9 protein-coding genes and 3 pseudogenes are annotated in these 15,500 nt (G+C 62.5%); 2 read left to right on the forward strand and 10 right to left on the reverse strand.

What is annotated here, in order from left to right:
* Positions 1 to 5 precede the first annotated feature (5 nt).
* From QW868_RS32490 to QW868_RS32510, 5 genes are all read right to left on the reverse strand, one after another.
* Positions 6 to 4,616 carry an SDR family oxidoreductase gene (locus QW868_RS32490; RefSeq protein ID WP_316232474.1) on the reverse strand — a complete coding sequence of 1,537 codons (4,611 nt, stop codon included), beginning with the start codon at positions 4,614 to 4,616 and terminating at the stop codon, positions 6 to 8.
* Positions 4,613 to 5,866: a MupA/Atu3671 family FMN-dependent luciferase-like monooxygenase gene (locus tag QW868_RS32495; protein ID WP_316232475.1), complete on the reverse strand. Its 1,254-nt coding sequence runs from the start codon at positions 5,864 to 5,866 to the stop codon at positions 4,613 to 4,615. The genes QW868_RS32490 and QW868_RS32495 overlap by 4 nt, the downstream gene beginning before the upstream one ends.
* Complete coding sequence (locus tag QW868_RS32500; protein ID WP_316232476.1) at positions 5,856 to 9,029, reverse strand: type I polyketide synthase; 3,174 nt, start codon at positions 9,027 to 9,029, stop codon at positions 5,856 to 5,858. Before QW868_RS32500 ends, QW868_RS32495 begins: the two co-directional genes overlap by 11 nt.
* On the reverse strand, positions 9,026 to 10,765 hold the full coding sequence (locus QW868_RS32505; protein WP_316232477.1) for a CocE/NonD family hydrolase: 1,740 nt from the start codon (positions 10,763 to 10,765) through the stop codon (positions 9,026 to 9,028). The genes QW868_RS32500 and QW868_RS32505 overlap by 4 nt, the downstream gene beginning before the upstream one ends.
* An 89-nt stretch (positions 10,766 to 10,854) precedes the next feature.
* On the reverse strand, positions 10,855 to 11,037 hold the full coding sequence (locus QW868_RS32510) for a hypothetical protein (protein WP_316232478.1): 183 nt from the start codon (positions 11,035 to 11,037) through the stop codon (positions 10,855 to 10,857).
* 560 nt (positions 11,038 to 11,597) lie between these two features.
* Between QW868_RS32510 and QW868_RS32515 the strand changes: the two are divergent.
* Positions 11,598 to 11,814, forward strand: a pseudogene (locus QW868_RS32515) (DUF736 domain-containing protein); the annotation flags it as partial.
* A 364-nt stretch (positions 11,815 to 12,178) separates the two neighbouring features.
* A pseudogene (locus QW868_RS32520) lies at positions 12,179 to 12,352 on the forward strand (DUF932 domain-containing protein); the annotation flags it as partial.
* A 47-nt stretch (positions 12,353 to 12,399) separates the two neighbouring features.
* Here QW868_RS32520 and QW868_RS33635 read toward each other — a convergent pair.
* The 5 genes and pseudogenes from QW868_RS33635 to tnpA all read right to left on the reverse strand — a co-directional run bounded on the left by QW868_RS33635 (position 12,400) and on the right by tnpA (position 15,225).
* On the reverse strand, positions 12,400 to 12,582 hold the full coding sequence (locus QW868_RS33635; RefSeq protein WP_410051344.1) for a transposase domain-containing protein: 183 nt from the start codon (positions 12,580 to 12,582) through the stop codon (positions 12,400 to 12,402).
* Positions 12,583 to 12,612: 30 nt separating this feature from the next.
* Positions 12,613 to 13,470: pseudogene (gene tnpC, locus QW868_RS33640) on the reverse strand (IS66 family transposase); the annotation flags it as partial.
* Positions 13,371 to 13,907, reverse strand: a complete 537-nt coding sequence (locus QW868_RS33645; protein ID WP_410051343.1) for an IS66 family transposase zinc-finger binding domain-containing protein — start codon at positions 13,905 to 13,907, stop codon at positions 13,371 to 13,373. The gene QW868_RS33645 and the pseudogene tnpC, both read right to left, overlap by 100 nt.
* Before the next feature lie 69 nt (positions 13,908 to 13,976).
* Entirely contained in the window at positions 13,977 to 14,330 is a 354-nt protein-coding gene (tnpB, locus tag QW868_RS32530; RefSeq protein ID WP_316232479.1) for an IS66 family insertion sequence element accessory protein TnpB, read from the reverse strand.
* Between the two features lie 97 nt (positions 14,331 to 14,427).
* Positions 14,428 to 15,225, reverse strand: coding sequence for an IS66 family insertion sequence element accessory protein TnpA (tnpA, locus tag QW868_RS32535; protein WP_316232480.1), 798 nt, complete (start codon positions 15,223 to 15,225; stop codon positions 14,428 to 14,430).
* Positions 15,226 to 15,500 lie beyond the last annotated feature (275 nt).

Genomic DNA, 15,500 nt, shown 5'->3' on the forward strand with positions numbered 1-15,500 from the left:
CGCAGCTACTGCAATGCGTCGACCGCCTCTTCCGGAAGCACCGAGAGATGCAGGAGCGCCGCGGCGAGCTGATCGATGGAGCCGGAACTCTCTGACGCCGAAGTCAGCGCAAGGGCCAGGCGTTCAACATTCGACGCGCGAAAAATCGTGGCGAGCCCGATCGAAATCCGGAAATCTTCCGACAGTCTTGCCGCCAAGTCGGCGGCCATAAGGGAATGCCCGCCGAGTGCGAAGAAGTCGTCCATGACACCGACCTCGGCGACATACAGCACGTCCGCGAACCGCTTGGCCAGCCAGGCCTCCAATGGCGTCCGCGGGGCGACATAGGCCGCGAGGAGGCTCGCGGGTCGGACCTGCTTTTGTGATCCGGCGAGTATCCCGGTCGGCGAGCGGAACTCACCCAGGAAGGCTTCGTTCGGCTCGGTAAGGGGCAGCGGCAACGCCGACATAAAGACAAGCGGTCGTCTCATGGACAAGGCGATTTCAAGCGCCGCGCTTCCGGCCTCCGCGCTATAACCCTTGTCGATCGTCTCGGAAAAGCTGGCGGAAATACGCGCGTCGGTGCTCAGGGCGGAGGCCATGCCGATGCCGCGCCAACGTCCTGTGGCAACGGCTTGAGCATCGGCCTCAGGACCCTCCGCCACAGCTTCCAACGCCATGTTGCCGAAGCCGTAGGCGTAGCTGCCGAATCCGCCGGCGAAGGTCGCCGCGGACGAAAGGCATAACACACGCGCCTGCGGCGCGTGCTCCCGGGCCATGGCGATGATCCTGGAGAGGCCCAGGGCCTTGGTCCGATACTGATCAAGAATTTCGCGGGCGGTTGTCGTCAGAACGGACTTGCCCACGGAATTGGCCGCGAAATGGCCGATGAGGCCTGGACGGCCGTAGGATTGCGTGACCTCACGAAATGTCTGCGCGATGGACTCGATATTGCGAAGGTCGCATCGGACAAAACTTGCGTCAGCTCCGAGACGACGAAGCTCTTCGATGCGTTTCGTCTCGAGTTCCAGGTGCTCCGCCGCACCGCTGCTTCGGCTGGCGAAGACGAACACGCGCCGCTGGCGAGCGAGCCGGACGGCGAAGGCGTGGGCGATATCGCCGCCGCCGAAGAACACGGCGGTGCTCCATGGCGGTTCGTCCGCGAGGCGAGCGGGGGCCGGTACCAGCGACAACTGTCGCGAGTAGAGCCTTCCAGACCGGAATATGCGTACCGATCCCGTCGGCAGGCCGATCAGCGCGCCGAGCGCGGTCTTCCAGGTCTCGGTGGTCGCCGGGCGGTGTGACTGCGATCCGAAGTCCAGAAGTTTGACGCTGACCTCTGGCAATTCGATTGCGGCGGCCTTCAGCCAAGCAAGCGGCAGTCTGGCCTCAGGAACGAGCGGCTCATCCTGACCGATGCGGAAAAGCCCATTGACCAGAAGCCAAAGCTCCATCCCCCTTTGGCCGGGAGCAGACGCGGCACGGGTTAACGCCGCCAACTGGGCATGGAGGCTCTCAAGGAGCTCTTCGCCGGACATGTCCGACTCCAGAAGTCCGAGTGCCAAGACCAGCAGACGCGGCGTCTCTCCCTGCGCGGAGACGGCATCAAGCTCGTCCAGACAATCAGGCAAACAGAATTCGAGCGGAGTGTCACGAGAGGTGAGCACCGCTCCCAAGGCAGTTCGCAACCGTTCGTCGTCGCTGATCAGGATTCGAGGCCGACTCGGCTGCGCTGTAAGGGGCAGGTAGCCGGCTGGAGGGTAGCCGAGCTCGTAAAAAAAGGACTCGTCACCGCATCGGGCGTTGTCGTTCACTCGCTCGGCAAGGGGCAGGGCGGCCGACGAGAGTAGCGCGGCAATGTCGGTCTTGCCGCCCGCGGTCTGCGGCCAGTCGGCGACGCTCCTTAGTTCGACCAACGCCAGTGCCGGCGGCAGGACCTGCCTCAGATGATATGCGACCGCGGCCTTGAGTGCGGTTTCGTTGCCTTCGTCCACCTCGATGAAGGCAAGCAGTCTTTCCGGACACGAGGCAGGCGCGCCGAGGACCAGGGCGCGGCGAACGGCGCTGGTCGCGGAGCGAATCTGGGCTTCGATCTCTTCCGGATGAATCCTCTGCCCGTGGAGTTTGAACATGCGGTCGAAGCGACCTGCAATCTCAAGGCGTCCGTCCGGCAATAGTCGTCCGCGGTCGCCCGTGCGATACCAACGGCGCGGTTCGTGTCCCAGATCGGTGAGGGTGCGATAGTCGCGCTCGGTGCGCCGCGGCTCGTTCAAGTATCCGTTCGCCAGGCCCTGTCCGGCGATCCAGACTTCTCCCCACGCCGCGCGCGGCAGCAAATGCATAGCCTTGTCTCGTACGCTTATCGCTGCTCCTTGGATCGGCCGTCCCGCGGTGACCAGCCGGCGTTCGCCGGGGACTAGTCGCTCGATGCTGGCCCAGACGCCCGCCTCAGTGGGTCCGTAAGCGTTGAAGAGCTTGGTTCTTCCTGCCCAAGCTTGAGCGAGACTCAGCGGGCACGACTCGCCAGCGACAATGGTGACGGGTGCCGCTGGGCCGGCCGGATCAAAGGCCGCCAGGATGCTGGGCGGTATCTTGATGACATCTAGCCGCTCACGCAAAATCATGGATTGTAGAGTGGTCGGACTGAGACGTTGTTCGTCCGAAAGGACGATCAAGCTGGCCCCGCTGGTCAGGCTCACGCAGAGGTCCCAAAGGGCAGCGTCAACGAAAAGGCCGGCATACTGCGCGACCCGCCGGCCCGGACCCAGGCTGAATGCAGCCGCCGTGCGGGAAAGATTTGCAAGTGCCCGATCTGTGCCGACCACCGCCTTGGCGCGTCCGGAGGTGCCCGAGGTGAAGATGATGTAGGCCGGGCTATCGAGATCAAACAATGCCGGCACGGGCATTTCTGCAGGCCCGGCGGCATTCAGATCAATCGTCTCGACATCCGTGATTTTGACCATTTGATCGACATCGCCGCATAAGAAGCGAGCACCGACGGTCCGCCGCACGTCTTCCAGCCTGGCAGGCGGCCAAGCGGGATCGACGGGTGTTGCGACCCAGCCGCCCGTCAGGATCGCAAGAAATCCGACATAACTCCCAACCCCACGCCCGGCCGCAAGGAGGATCGGCTCGCCGGGTTTCGGCCGGTGCAGCAGAAGGCTCGCATGTGCGCGGCTGATCCGGGAGGCAAGTTCGCGATAAGTGAGGACGATGTCGCCGGCGGCGAGAGCCACTGCGTCCGGGTGAATCTCCGCGGACCGGAAGATCAGCGCACAGAGAGAGTCCTGCGGTCGCGCCTCGTGGCGTTCGTTGTCCTCCAAGCCGGACGGGCTGTCGGGGTTTAATGCCGGCTCGGGTACCGGCTGCTCTTCGGGGCGCCTGACCGCGTTCCCGAGCACGTCCCGGATTTGTGCCATCAAATTCTGCGCGAAGTCCGGTGCAAAGAGCGATTTGCGAAACGTGACTTCCAGCGAGATCGGACCGCTGACGTTGACAAGCGCAGAGAGATCGAATTTCGAGGTGTGGTTGTTGAAGCGCAGCGGCGTGACGAGGAGGCGGCCGATCCGAGCGCCATGGCTCGGGGCGTTGTTCTGAGCAATCATGACCGAGGCGATGCCGTCGCGCGCAGATGTCGATGAAAGCCGCGCGCGCAACTCTGAAAGATCAACCCACTGGTGGCGGCTGCTGTCCAGGAGCGCCTGCGTCATGGCATCCACTGCGGCACCGAAGCCGCGATCCGGATCGAGCGTGGCAACGCAGGGCACGACGCGCAAGAAATGGCCGACGGTATCGGAATTCTTTGCGTTGCGGCCGTCCAGCGGCAGCACGAAGGGGATCTCGGGCGAGCCGATGATGCGCTGCAAGACAAGGGCGACGGCGGCGGCGATGAGGGCGTAGCGGGTGGTGTCGCGCTGCCGCGCAAAGCCGTCGAGCGTCTCGCTCTCCGCCTCCGACAGCGTGAGTCGTATGACGAACCCGTCGGTGTGCGCGGCCGACGCCAATGGCTCAGCCACAGGCCAGGGGTAGTTCAGCCTGCGTCCGTCGAGACGGTCCTTCCAGAACGCAAGCGATCCTTCGACCTGTGCTGCGTCCGGCGCGTCAGCGGACTGCTGCGATGCGACCGGGTTCGGACGTAGGTTCCGGTCAGGCTCTCCGCGCAATCGCGAGAGCAGGTCGTGATAGAGCAGAGCCATCGACCGCCCGTCGCTAACCAGCATCGAGATCGCGAGGACGACGAAGTGCAGGTCGGTAGCTGGTGAAATCACGGCCGCGTTGTAAAGTCTGCCTTGCTGCGGCGAGAGCGGCACGTCCGCAACCGAGCGTCCGATCAACAGTGCCTCGCGGATGGCCGCGTCGAGCGGGGAGACCGTGATCTCGTGTCGGCGCGTTGGCGGAGCCGGCTCCTTGTCGAGAGTCTGGTAGAGGACGCCGTTGATCTCTTCGAAACGCAGGTGCAGCGCCGGATGTGACGCCAGCGTTTTGTCGACGGCCGCCCTCAAGCTGTCGCCGTCGATATGGCCTTCAATCTTTAGAAGCGCCACATTGACATTGCTCCGCCCGCCGGTGCCCGAGACTTCTTCGAACCAGATGTTCATCTGTCCGGGGCTTGCGCGCCACTGAGCTCGCCCGCTCATTTGGGCGTCTCCTTGCCCAGCCGGCGTGCGGCCGCGGCGGATGTCGCTCGGGGGACTAGGATCTCGAGCTGGGCGATAGTCTCCAGCACGTCCTCCGATGACGGTCCAAAGTCGACCAGGCAAGCGATCTCGTCGACGCCTCTTTCGTGTAACTGGCGGCACAGTGGGTCGACCGCCTCGGCCGACCCGACCAGAGCGTTGCCGGCCAAGTATCTCTCGACACCTTTGACCACAAGTGCATCGCGGTCGGCTTGTGACAGCGCATCGACGTCAAGTCCCGGGTTGCTCGTGCGGACGAACGGCAAATACATCTGCATGTGGTTCCGGAAATATTCCGTCATTGCCAGACGTGCCTTCGCGCGAGCGGCCTGAGGGTCGGGCCCTAACAGGCAATGCAGCATCAACGTCACCTTGGCTGCGCCCGGCGCATGATAGCAGGCAAGTTCCTTGCGATAGGCTCCGATGTTTTCGAAGAGGTCGTCCTTGGTTTGCTCCAGCAATCCGGTAAGCACGCCCATCCCGCGGCGTGCCGCTTCGAGCCATGTCTGCCGCCTGCTGGTGCTGGTCAGCCAGAGCGGGAGGATCGGCTGCACCGGTAGCGGATGGAGACGCATGCCGCTCGCCGGCTGGTCGCCCCCGGACGATGATCTGATCGGCGTGCGACGCTGCCACATGGCGTTGACCCGGTCGATCTGAGTCAGCGTGTAAGGTCGACGCTGTTCGTAAGAAACCTCGGAAAGCAGTCTGAAATCCACAGGATGCCAGCCAGAGGCGACCGCGACGCCACAGCGCCCGCCCGACAAATTGTCGACGACGCTCCAGTCCTCCACCACCCGGATCGGGTTGTGGAGCGGCAACACGACGCTTCCGGCCCGTATCCCGATCCGGCTCGTGCGCCCGGCAATGGCGCAGGCAAGCAATGCGGGATTGGGAAACGGTCCGCCGAAGTCGTGGAAGTGGCGTTCGGGCACCCAAATCGCTTCGAGCCCTGCCGCATCTGCCCTCTCGGCGCATTGCATCAGGAGTTCGTAAAGCGGCACCCCCGGTCGGGCGCGGTCGGAAAAGAACAGAAGGCTGAAGCCAAGCGCCGTGGCGTCAGGTGCTCCACTGCGGGCGAGGGCCGCCGACGGGGGTATCGACCACTCCGCGTCCTGCCGTTTCATGTGCACAAGGAGAAGCCGCTGCTGAGCGGGCGTCAAGCCGCGATAACGCTCGAACAGGCAGGTCTGCGGGAGTGTTTCAGCGCTCATCATTGATGCTGTGCAGAGCGGATTGAACCTCTTCGGGAGTCATCTTTTCGATACTCTCGATCTCCATTTGGAGACGTTTCGGGTCAATCATTGCGGGCCGCCGGATGACTGTCCCAGCATCAGCTCGCGCCAAGCGCCCGATGTTCGCGATGGTCGGCACCTGAATGACATCCGCCAACGCAAGATTGGCCTTGAGTCGGTCTCGGATCTGCGCGGTCATCTGCGTCAGCATTAGCGAATTTGCGCCGAGATCGATAAGGTTCTCTTCTGGTTTCACGTCGGGAATACCGAGAAAGGCAACCACGATATCCCGGATCAGGGCATCAACGTCTTGGGACGGGGGCTCTCTCTGTACCGGGTCAGAAACTGCCGCCATCGTCGCCATGGGAGCGGCAGTCGCGCTGGATTGAGGCGAGGCCGCGGCGGCTCCTGGCATCAACGAACCGGGCCCCGGATTGGTGCGGATCTCTATCCGGTCCGAATAGATCGTGACGTGCGCATTCAGGGTGTTCACTACTACCGCACCGGTGTGGTTTACGGGCATCGTCGATTTCCCTGACGTTGGTGGCTGCCGGTCCAGCCAATGGCGGCGATGATCGAAAGCGTAGGGCGGCAACGAAACGACCCGGGCCGCGTCCGCTTGCGGTGGTTTCGGCCAGTCGACCGGAACGCCGTTGCAGAAGGCCTCAGCAAGGTGATGCATGACCTGCATGGCCCAATCCCCGACCGGCGCGGCGCGCCTTCTTGCGTCGACGTCCCGGCGAACGACATTGGGCGCGATCGTCTGCTTTGGTCCAAGGTCGATCACTTGCCGGGGGCGCTCCTCGGAAATGGCGTTCAGCGCCCGATCAAACCGCATCGGGGCGGCGACCTGCCAAGCCCAATAGGCCGCTTCGAACGGCTGGCGCGGGTCCGACACCACCTGACCAAAGCCGCTTACAAAGCGAACGTCGGTTTTCGCCAGCATCAGTGTGTCGGAGATCGTAGCCGCGATGCGCTTCGCTACAGTGGACATGAGCGGAGTGTGGAAGGCATGTCGTATCGGCAGCCGGACATATGCGATCTGCTCTGCATGGAGACGTCGCGCAAAATCCTCGATCGCCTCCGGCGTCCCGCCATAGACGCTGCGTCCACCACCCTGACGGATGGCAGGCCACACGTCGTGCGAGAGAACGGCGTCGGCGATTGATTCCGCGGCCAGCATCGCACCCGGTGGAGCATCGGCAAAAGCATCATGGCGCGCCTTCAAGAGAGCGAGGGCCATGTCCAGCGTCATCATTTTCGCGGCGCAAGCAGCCGCGACTTCACCCATCGAGTAGCCGAGGACGACGTCAGGCTTGACGCCACAATTCGTCAAGACACGGGCGACCGCAAGAGGACCTGCGAAGACGGCGAGTTGACGGTGAATCGCGCTTGGCGCTGCCGGGCGCATGCCGCGACCGGCGATCCATTGCATATTCTCACCGAAAAGATCGGACGCCGCGTCGAGAACCGCCGCAGCCTCGGCGGCGACGGCCGGCATCTCGGCCGCAAGGCGGGCCAGATGATCGCAATCAGCGTCGGTCTGTCCTGGAAATGCGAACACCGTCGCTCCGCTTGCAGAGTCCGCGTCGTACGGCGTCGCGCGGTCAAGGCTCTCGAGCAGGGCCTCAGAGCTTCGTCCAAGTGCCACGGCTCGGAATTTGAGAGGGGCGCGGCCGCGCTTCAGAGTATACTCTATGTCGGTGAATTTCGATGCCTTGCCCAGTGCAGGGCGCAAGCGCTGCATGTAGGCCGTGGCGCTCGTCTTGGTCTTGGCAGAGATCGGCAAGGCATAGATCCGAGGAGGATCCGACGCACTTCGATGGGAAGGTGGCGGCGATTGCACGATGACATGGGCGTTGACGCCGCCCATGCCGATCGAATTTACGGATGCGAAAAGGGGCGTATCGGGATCGCCTGGAAGGAGTTCAAGCTTTGTCGGTACACTGAATTGCGTGTCTTCCAGCCGGCAGTCCGGATTGGGGCGCTGAAAGCCGTAAACAGGCGGAACCTGCCGCGTTTGCAACGACAGAACGACGCGGATAAGGCCGGCTATCCCGGCCGCGGCGTCGAGGTGACCGATGTTCGGCTTGACCGTTCCGATGAAGGCGGGTCCGCCGCCACGGGCCTTGGGAAAGGCGCGCGCGATGGCAGCCATTTCAATCGGATCTCCAACCCGCGTACCGGTCCCGTGTGCCTCGAAGATACTGATCTGTTCGGGACGAACCTGCGCGAAATCGAGCGCGCCCGCCATCGCGGCCACCTGGCCGTCAATCGTGGGAATAACCAGGTTCGGTTTCTGCGCTCCGTCATTCGACACTGCCGCACCGCGCAGAACGGCATGGATCCGGCTGCCATCCGTCAGTGCTTCAGACAATCGCTTCAGAACGATGACGCCGGCTCCGCTGCCGGCCACGCTGCCACTTGCATCCGCGTCAAACGCCCGGCACATGCCGTCGCGAGACCCGGTGCCGCCATCAGTATACACATAGCCGGCAACCTGCGGCGACCGAATGGAAGCGCAGCCGGCAACCGCCAAATCGCACTCGCCAGAAAGTATGCTGCGCATCGCCATGCTGACGGCCACCAGCGAGCTCGCGCAGGCAGCCTGGACGGCGATTGCAGGGCCGCGCAAATCCAGCGCGTGCGCGACTCGCAGTGGCGCGAAATCCTTGTCGCAGGCCAGCATAATTTGCTGGTCGCCGAACAGCGCTCGCAGGTCGCCGCGCGGCAGGACGTTGTGGGCGAAGTAAGTTGAGATGGTCACGCCCGCGAACACGCCCACCAGCTGACCGCGGCGACGCTCGGGATGATCCAGCCCGGCGTCCTGCATTGCTTCGGCGCTGCATTCCAGCAGCAATCTGTGTTGGGGGTCAATCAACTCCGCTTCGCGCGGACTGATGCCAAAATAGCTAGCGTCGAAGGCATCGTAGTCGTCCAGATACCCATGCGCGGGAACATAGTTCGGCTGTCTGAATACCTCTTCCGACACTCCGGCCGCGCGCATCTCTTCGGGGGTGAAGTGCCGGATGCTGCAGACCTTGCCCGCAAGATTGCGCCAGAAAGTGTCTGGGTCCTTGGCACCGGGAAACCGGCACGCCATACCGACGATGGCGACGGACATTTCCTCATTTTCGGTCATGGCGGCATCTTTATGGCGAAATAAGTGCCTTCGGCAGTGTCGATCGGCAGATTGATCCGTGACCCGACCGGCCCGCAGCGAAATGCGAACTGCTGCTGTCGGCACGCGGTGAGCTCGGCGTTGCCGCGGTCTGCCGCGGTGACGATGAGCTGAATGCGGTGTCCGGTGAGGAAGCTCCAGGCGACCGGCATCATCGCCAGGCAAAGGCGTGCGGTGACGCAGCCGGCCGGTAGCATGTCGTCTGCGTTGCCGCGATGAAAAGGCCGGCCGCCGGTGTTGTAGATCGGCGAATTGAGCCGGCGGTGCGTCAGCGCCAATGCCCCCTCGGTCACATATTGCGTAAAGCCATCGGGATGTATGTCGGCCAGAAAGAAGAAAAGTACCGCTGCGGTGGTCTCGGCAGCTTCCAGCTCAAGGATCGGCGTACCGACGAGTTCCAGCGGCCGCTGCAATTCGAGTGAGGTGAGCGCCATCCCCGCCCGGGCCAACGCGCGAAGGTCGTCATAGCCGAAGGGACCACCGTAACCGTTGCTCCAGCGCGTCGAGAGTCCCGACGTCGCGTCAGGATCCGCGCCGCGTGGCCCTACGAGACTTTGGCTCCTCGGCATCGTCTCGACGAGTCGGCCCGATGATGCCTCGCCCGATGACTCGAGATAGAGCGCTGCCAAGCGACGCACGGCGAAATCCGGGCGGGCTGCCTCGTACCACTGTGCCGGACCACCGCCGCTCATCTGGCAGTAGTGAGTTACGCGCGTGCGTGCCGTCTGCTGGTCCCGGGGTGACTGAGCGAGGAGGCCCCGGTACCAAGCGATGCACTCTTCCCCCAAATCTATTCCGAACGACCCGCCATGTGCCCACGGCCCAATCACCATCTTGACGGGGCCTCGGCAGGTCGCTTGGTAAAACAGGGCATCCGCGGAATTGATGTCATGCCATCCAGATAGAATGTAGGTCGGTAGGCCGTGATCCGTGCCGTGAACCATATGGTGCGCTGGGTTAAACGCCTCGTACAGCAGGACGCCGGTATCCACGCAGCGGCTGTCCCGAAACCGGGCCGCACGGAAGCGGCCGAAGATGTCGGGATTATCCCGATGCTGGGCGCGCGCCGCCTTCAGGAGCCAGCCGCCTTCGTCCTCGTCGACCGGCAGAGCATCAGCATCGTTATCTCGAAGCGCGATGTCGTCGGACCATGAGCGCGCGAAGTCCTCACGAAAGACGCCGTTCTGATGCACCAGATGATAGATATCGAATGGGGCCATTTCGCTGAAAAGTCCAATCAGCGACGGCGGTCTCTGTAGTGCGGCCCCAAACTGGTTCGCTCCCATATAGGATCGGCCCACCAGACCCACCGCGCCGCTGCACCAGGGGGCGTGCGCGAGAGCCTCGATGACATCGTAAGCGTCCTCCGCCTCCTGCAGGCTGAAAGGTCCAGGCCAGATACCGAAGGACGCCCCAGTTCCTCTGATATCGACGATGCCCACCACGAAGCCGTCATCAACAACCCTTTCCAGCCACGGTGCCATGGCGAGCGGATCGGCTAGATTGGACTGGCGGCTGAGCGCGGTCTCGGCCGCCGTGCGCAACATGGGAAACCGCGTTATCCAACGTGCCAGGTGGTCGGGGTTGTTGGTAGGAAGATTATAGCGATAGAAGCAGAGGATTAGCGGATACTTGCTTGATAAATCCGGGGCGCGCGGAAAATAAAGACGAGCCGCGAGCTTCGTCCTATCCCTCACTCCGACATAGGATGACCGCGCAAAAATTCTGCAGTCCTCACCGTTAACAGCTACTCCGCAGCTACCGCAGTCTCGACTCGTCCGCCTTGCTATTTATTCGCCACCTGCCGTGGCAGTTTCGGCATGAGGTCGTGCAGACGCTTGCTGATCGCCGTCTTTATCTCAGCATTGCCAGTGATCTCTGCGTCGATGATCGCGCCTAACGCACGAATTTCCGCATCATTCAGCTGGAGAAGCATTTCGGGCTTGATAAAATGCGCAAGGATGTTCATTGGCTTTCTCCTCCCGGTTACAGATTTATTGTAGCAGTAATCTGTCTCGGGTTCAATGCTTGGTTGTGGTGCCTCCGATTTCGAATTTGAGAGGCTCGCGCAGGCCGAAATTGTCCTGTCCAACACCAGCCGGGCTCGCTGAGCAATGGATCGCCGCAGGGTGCTCACTTGTGTGCCCGCGCAGCCCCCTCGGCCATTCTCGTCCAATGCCTCTCCAGCCATTGGGCTGCAAAAACTTAGTAGGTCGATGATCTTGCTGGTGCGGCTGAGGGGATGACCCACCGCTGCTCTACCGCTGAGTTAAACCGGCGACCGCGGCCGCACGTGTGCCCAGCGGCCAAGCGGCCCGGAATGCAGCAGATCGGCCTCGACAGCCTTACTGCCGCCGAGGCCGATCGCGCTCTCAATATGTCCAAATGCTTCGCATTCCAACCCGCAGGTCCCGGATTTCGTTCCGTTCCATCGAACGTGCTCGCGGGCACCCTCGGAGCCGACGCCGTGTCTGCAGTCATAAATGGAGGAGCTGAGCCCGGAGTGTCTAGGAGTCCGGGTCTCCACACGAAAAGGATAACGATAAGGCGCCGGACTACCGCATCTGGGCCGGCGCCATCGAATTCGGTGCGGCTTTTAAGAAGCCCGCTCGCGACAGCGATCGGGTGTATCTCTCGGTCAAGCTCGACAATCCCAGCTTACCGGCGCCGATCTACGCCTCACTGGTCAAGATCGGGGGGCGACGACGGCTTTACGCTGATCTGGTCGCACGTCAGCGGCGACTGATCCAACGCTGGATCGGCTCCGCCTCTTCGGAGGCGAGGCTTTTCGTGTCGTTGTCGTCGCTTTGCCAGGGGAAGCGGAAGGGACATTTTTTCTGCAAGGAAATTGCTATGGGCTCCGTCCTCGCGCGAGCAAGGGTGCGCACGTAACGTGCCGGTCGGTGCGGCTTCCCCGGTCTTACGCGCCCTTCATCGATTGCAAGAGTCTTGAATTGAGTGGCGACTGCAGACGCACGCGGATCTCGCGCGCCCTTGTCAGGCAGGTGATCCCCCTCCACTCCGGCCGCTCTTGCCCTTGCTACCCAGGTCTCGCCGACGGGCAGGGTTGCGGCGCAGCGCTGCGCTTCAACCTGAACAGGAGAGTGACGATGAACTTGACGATGTCACAACACGGCGAACAATCGGTTTCAAGCGGATTCCGTTTGGATATCTCACGCGGCCAGCGGATTGGCCGGGTGTCCTCGGAGTGGTTTGCGCGTCCAGATGACGAACGCTACCTCAATTTGTCGGACGCCTATGATGCCGTGCGCAGCTGGGCCGAGGCGACGTAAGCGTCCGGCCGCTGCACATGCCTCAGTTATTGACATGATCAGCCAGCTTCCAGCTGCCACGGCAGCAATTCATCGAGGCGGTTGACGGGGTGTCCGTCAATCATTCGCTGCAGGACGTCCCGCAGGTAGCCGTAGGGCTCGACCTCATTCAGCTTGCAGGTCGTGCTCAGTGAGCTGATGACCGCCCAACGATGTCCGCCACCATCGCTACCGGCGAACAAATGCTTCTTGCGATCGAGGGCGACAGGACAGATTGCCCGTTCGACCGGATTGGTATCGAGCTCGACTCGGCCATCGTTCAGGAAGCGTGTCAGGCCGTGCCAGCGCGAGGGCGCATAGCGGATCGCCTCGGCGGCCGTGCTGCTCCGGAGACCAGGCGGAGCTGGGCATCGAGCCAGACGTTCAGCGCGTCGACGATCGGCTTAAAGAACGTCCTGCGTTCGAAGGCGGTAGGCGGGAGATTGCCCGCGGACGCGCGTCTCGATCGCATAGAGTTCGCGGATGCGGCGCAAGGCCTCTGTTGCTACCGGAGAGGCAGCGGCTTCCGCCACGTCGTAGAACTTGCGTCGTGTGTGGCTCCAACACGCTGCGAGCGTGATGCCCTCCTTGTCGGCCAGCTGCTCGAAGCCAGCACATCCGTCGACATGCAGGATGCCCTTGAAGGCGGCAAGATGTGCGACCGGTCGCTCCGCCTTGCGATCCGGAGTGAACAGGTAGATGGCCGCCGGAGGTTCAGGTACGCTCCAGAGCCGTTGCTCGCGGGCGTACACCCAGAGCCGTCCTGTCTTGGTTCGTCCGCGGCCAGGATCAAGTACTGGAATCGGTGTATCATCGGCAAAAAGATGATTGGAAGCGAAGACGTTCGTGCACAGCCGTTCGTGCAAAGCCTCGAGCCACCAACATGCACCGCCGACCCAATCCGCGAGTGTCGAGCGGCAGAGATCGACGCCGTGACGGGCGAAGATCTGCGACTGCCGATAGAGCGGAAGGTGATCGCAGTATTTGCTGATCAACACGTGCGCGAGCAGTGCGGCGTTGCCAAGCCGCCAGCGATCAACCGCTCCGGCGCTCCGGCTTGCACCACCGTGCTGCAGGTCCGGCAGGCGCATTTCGGACGGGTAGTGCGCAGGACGCGAAGCTGCGCCGGTACCCAATCCAGCATCTCGCTGACGCTCTCGCCGATCAGATGGAGAGCTCCGCCACAGCAGCCACAAACCCTGTCTTGCACGTCGAGCAGAACGTCTTCGCGTGGCAGATGATCGGGCAGCGTACGATTTCGCGGCGGAGTTTTCGTTTCTGGAGTGACCTTCGGTTGCGCTTCCTCGATGCGGCCAATGTCAGTGTCGAGATCCTCAAGGCCGAGTGCAAGTTGATCGGGATCGAAGCGCTCGGAGCTGCGGCCGAACTGCATCCGCTGCAGCTGCTTGATGATGGATTTGAGACGCTCGATCTCGGTGTCCCGATGATCAATCGCAGCAGCAATGTCGCGCACCAGGCGCTGCAGAAGCTCAGGATCGGATGGGAGATTGGTGAGATCGAGCTGCATGTCCGATGGTACTCGAACACACTGATTCGTAGAAGAATCGCAACTCAGTTCAGCACTACATTTACCAGATCATCCTGCAATTGCAGGCTTCCAGACACGCTCTGGCGCGCGCCAATCGATGCCTTCGATCAGCATCGCGATTTGAGCTGGCGTGAGTGTGAGCGAGCCGTCATAGCCCGCCATCACTGGCCACACGAAGCCACCCTGGTCGATGCGTTTCGTGAACAGACCAAGCCCGTTTCCGTCCCAGAACAGGACCTTCAGGATCGACGGCTTTTTGCCGCGGAAGGCAAACAGATGGCTGGAGAACGGATCCTTCTTCAGCGTGTCCTGGACCAGCATTGCGAGCCCGTCCATGCCTTTGCGCATGTCGGTGTAGCCGAGCGCCAGGTGCACCTTCAGGCCTGCAGGAACGAACATCATGATGCTGTCTCTCCGCCTTCGATCTGCGCCCGCACCGCATCCGGATCGCTGCCGGCGGGAGCGAAGACACGCCGTCCGTCAGCGAGGTCGACAGCCATCATGCCCTCTGGTGGACGCACCAGATCGCGCAGGCGCGCCCGGCGGGCATGTCGTCGGGCAACACGACACGGGCGAGCTTGGAGCGCTTCTTTTGCGCGATGCCGAACTGCGCGCGCCAGCGGAACAGCAGCCTGGTGACGATGCCGTGCTTTCGCGCGACGGCAGAGACCTTGGCGCCCGGCAGCTCCGTTTCCTTGGCGATCGCGAGCTTTTCCTCGTCGCTGAAGAAGCGCCGAACCGGTGCCGGCGGCGCCGCAGGTTCGCCGATTTCGGCGGCTGTCAAGCGGCGTGCGGGCTGTGAGTTCCTAGCACTAGTGCTAACGGGCGGACGGGCGGAGGGATGAAGATGAGCGCGCAAGTCGATCGTCACCACCTCGCCGATGGCCAGTCGGTCGCGCCATTTGCGCAGCGAATGCGGCGATAGCTGCATCGCCGCAGCGTAGGCACGGAGCTCCATTCCGCTCCAGTTCAGTGCCTCGACATGCATCGCCCAAAACGCCTGGGACGCTCGATTGCGTACATCCGAGGTGATCGTGAACCTGCGATGCTTCTGCTTTCGGAGCGCCTTTTCTCGCTCTTCCCGGGCGCGCTCACGGCGCAATTCCGTCTGATATTTCTCGAGCTTGAGCGCAGTCTCGTTGCCGGCCAGCCGCTTCAGCCAACGCCGCAGAGTGTTCTCGGTCAGACGTTGTTGCTGGCAGTATTTGCGGATCCCGAGACCGCTCCGACGCCACGCTTCGATGTGCAGCGACCACCATTCGCGTCGCGCTCTGTTCTCGAAATGTTTGGATCCCACCGGAGATTCTTCACAGCAGCAGAGAACCCGAAGTGGAACGACAACACACGAGGTGGAAGGCGTGCAGAGACGGACGCTTACGGGACGACATTCTAGGGCAAGATAAAAGCGGCTCGCCTGTTGACCAGCAAGCCATTGACATGGCTCGCGTTCAACCGTGCCGGTCAGTCGGTCGGCGTGCTGCTTTTTAGCTTTTTCCTAGAGCGTGATGTTTTTTGCCGGAATCAGGATTCCCGAGTCGGTGAACTTCTGATTCAGATTCCATGCTGGAGCCG

The sequence above is a fragment of the Bradyrhizobium sp. SZCCHNR1051 genome, from assembly GCF_032489615.1.
In the GTDB taxonomy this organism is placed as follows: Bacteria; Pseudomonadota; Alphaproteobacteria; order Rhizobiales; family Xanthobacteraceae; genus Bradyrhizobium.

Excerpts from the sequence above, each read along its gene's own strand:
- QW868_RS32490 (WP_316232474.1), bottom strand. The coding sequence starts at position 4,616 with ATGAGCGGGCGAGCTCAGTGGCGCGCAAGCCCCGGACAGATGAACATC.
- QW868_RS32495 (WP_316232475.1), bottom strand. The coding sequence starts at position 5,866 with ATGAGCGCTGAAACACTCCCGCAGACCTGCCTGTTCGAGCGTTATCGC.
- QW868_RS32500 (WP_316232476.1), bottom strand. The coding sequence starts at position 9,029 with ATGACCGAAAATGAGGAAATGTCCGTCGCCATCGTCGGTATGGCGTGC.
- QW868_RS32510 (WP_316232478.1), bottom strand. The coding sequence starts at position 11,037 with ATGAACATCCTTGCGCATTTTATCAAGCCCGAAATGCTTCTCCAGCTG.
- QW868_RS33645 (WP_410051343.1), bottom strand. The coding sequence starts at position 13,907 with ATGCAGCTCGATCTCACCAATCTCCCATCCGATCCTGAGCTTCTGCAG.
- tnpB (WP_316232479.1), bottom strand. The coding sequence starts at position 14,330 with ATGATGTTCGTTCCTGCAGGCCTGAAGGTGCACCTGGCGCTCGGCTAC.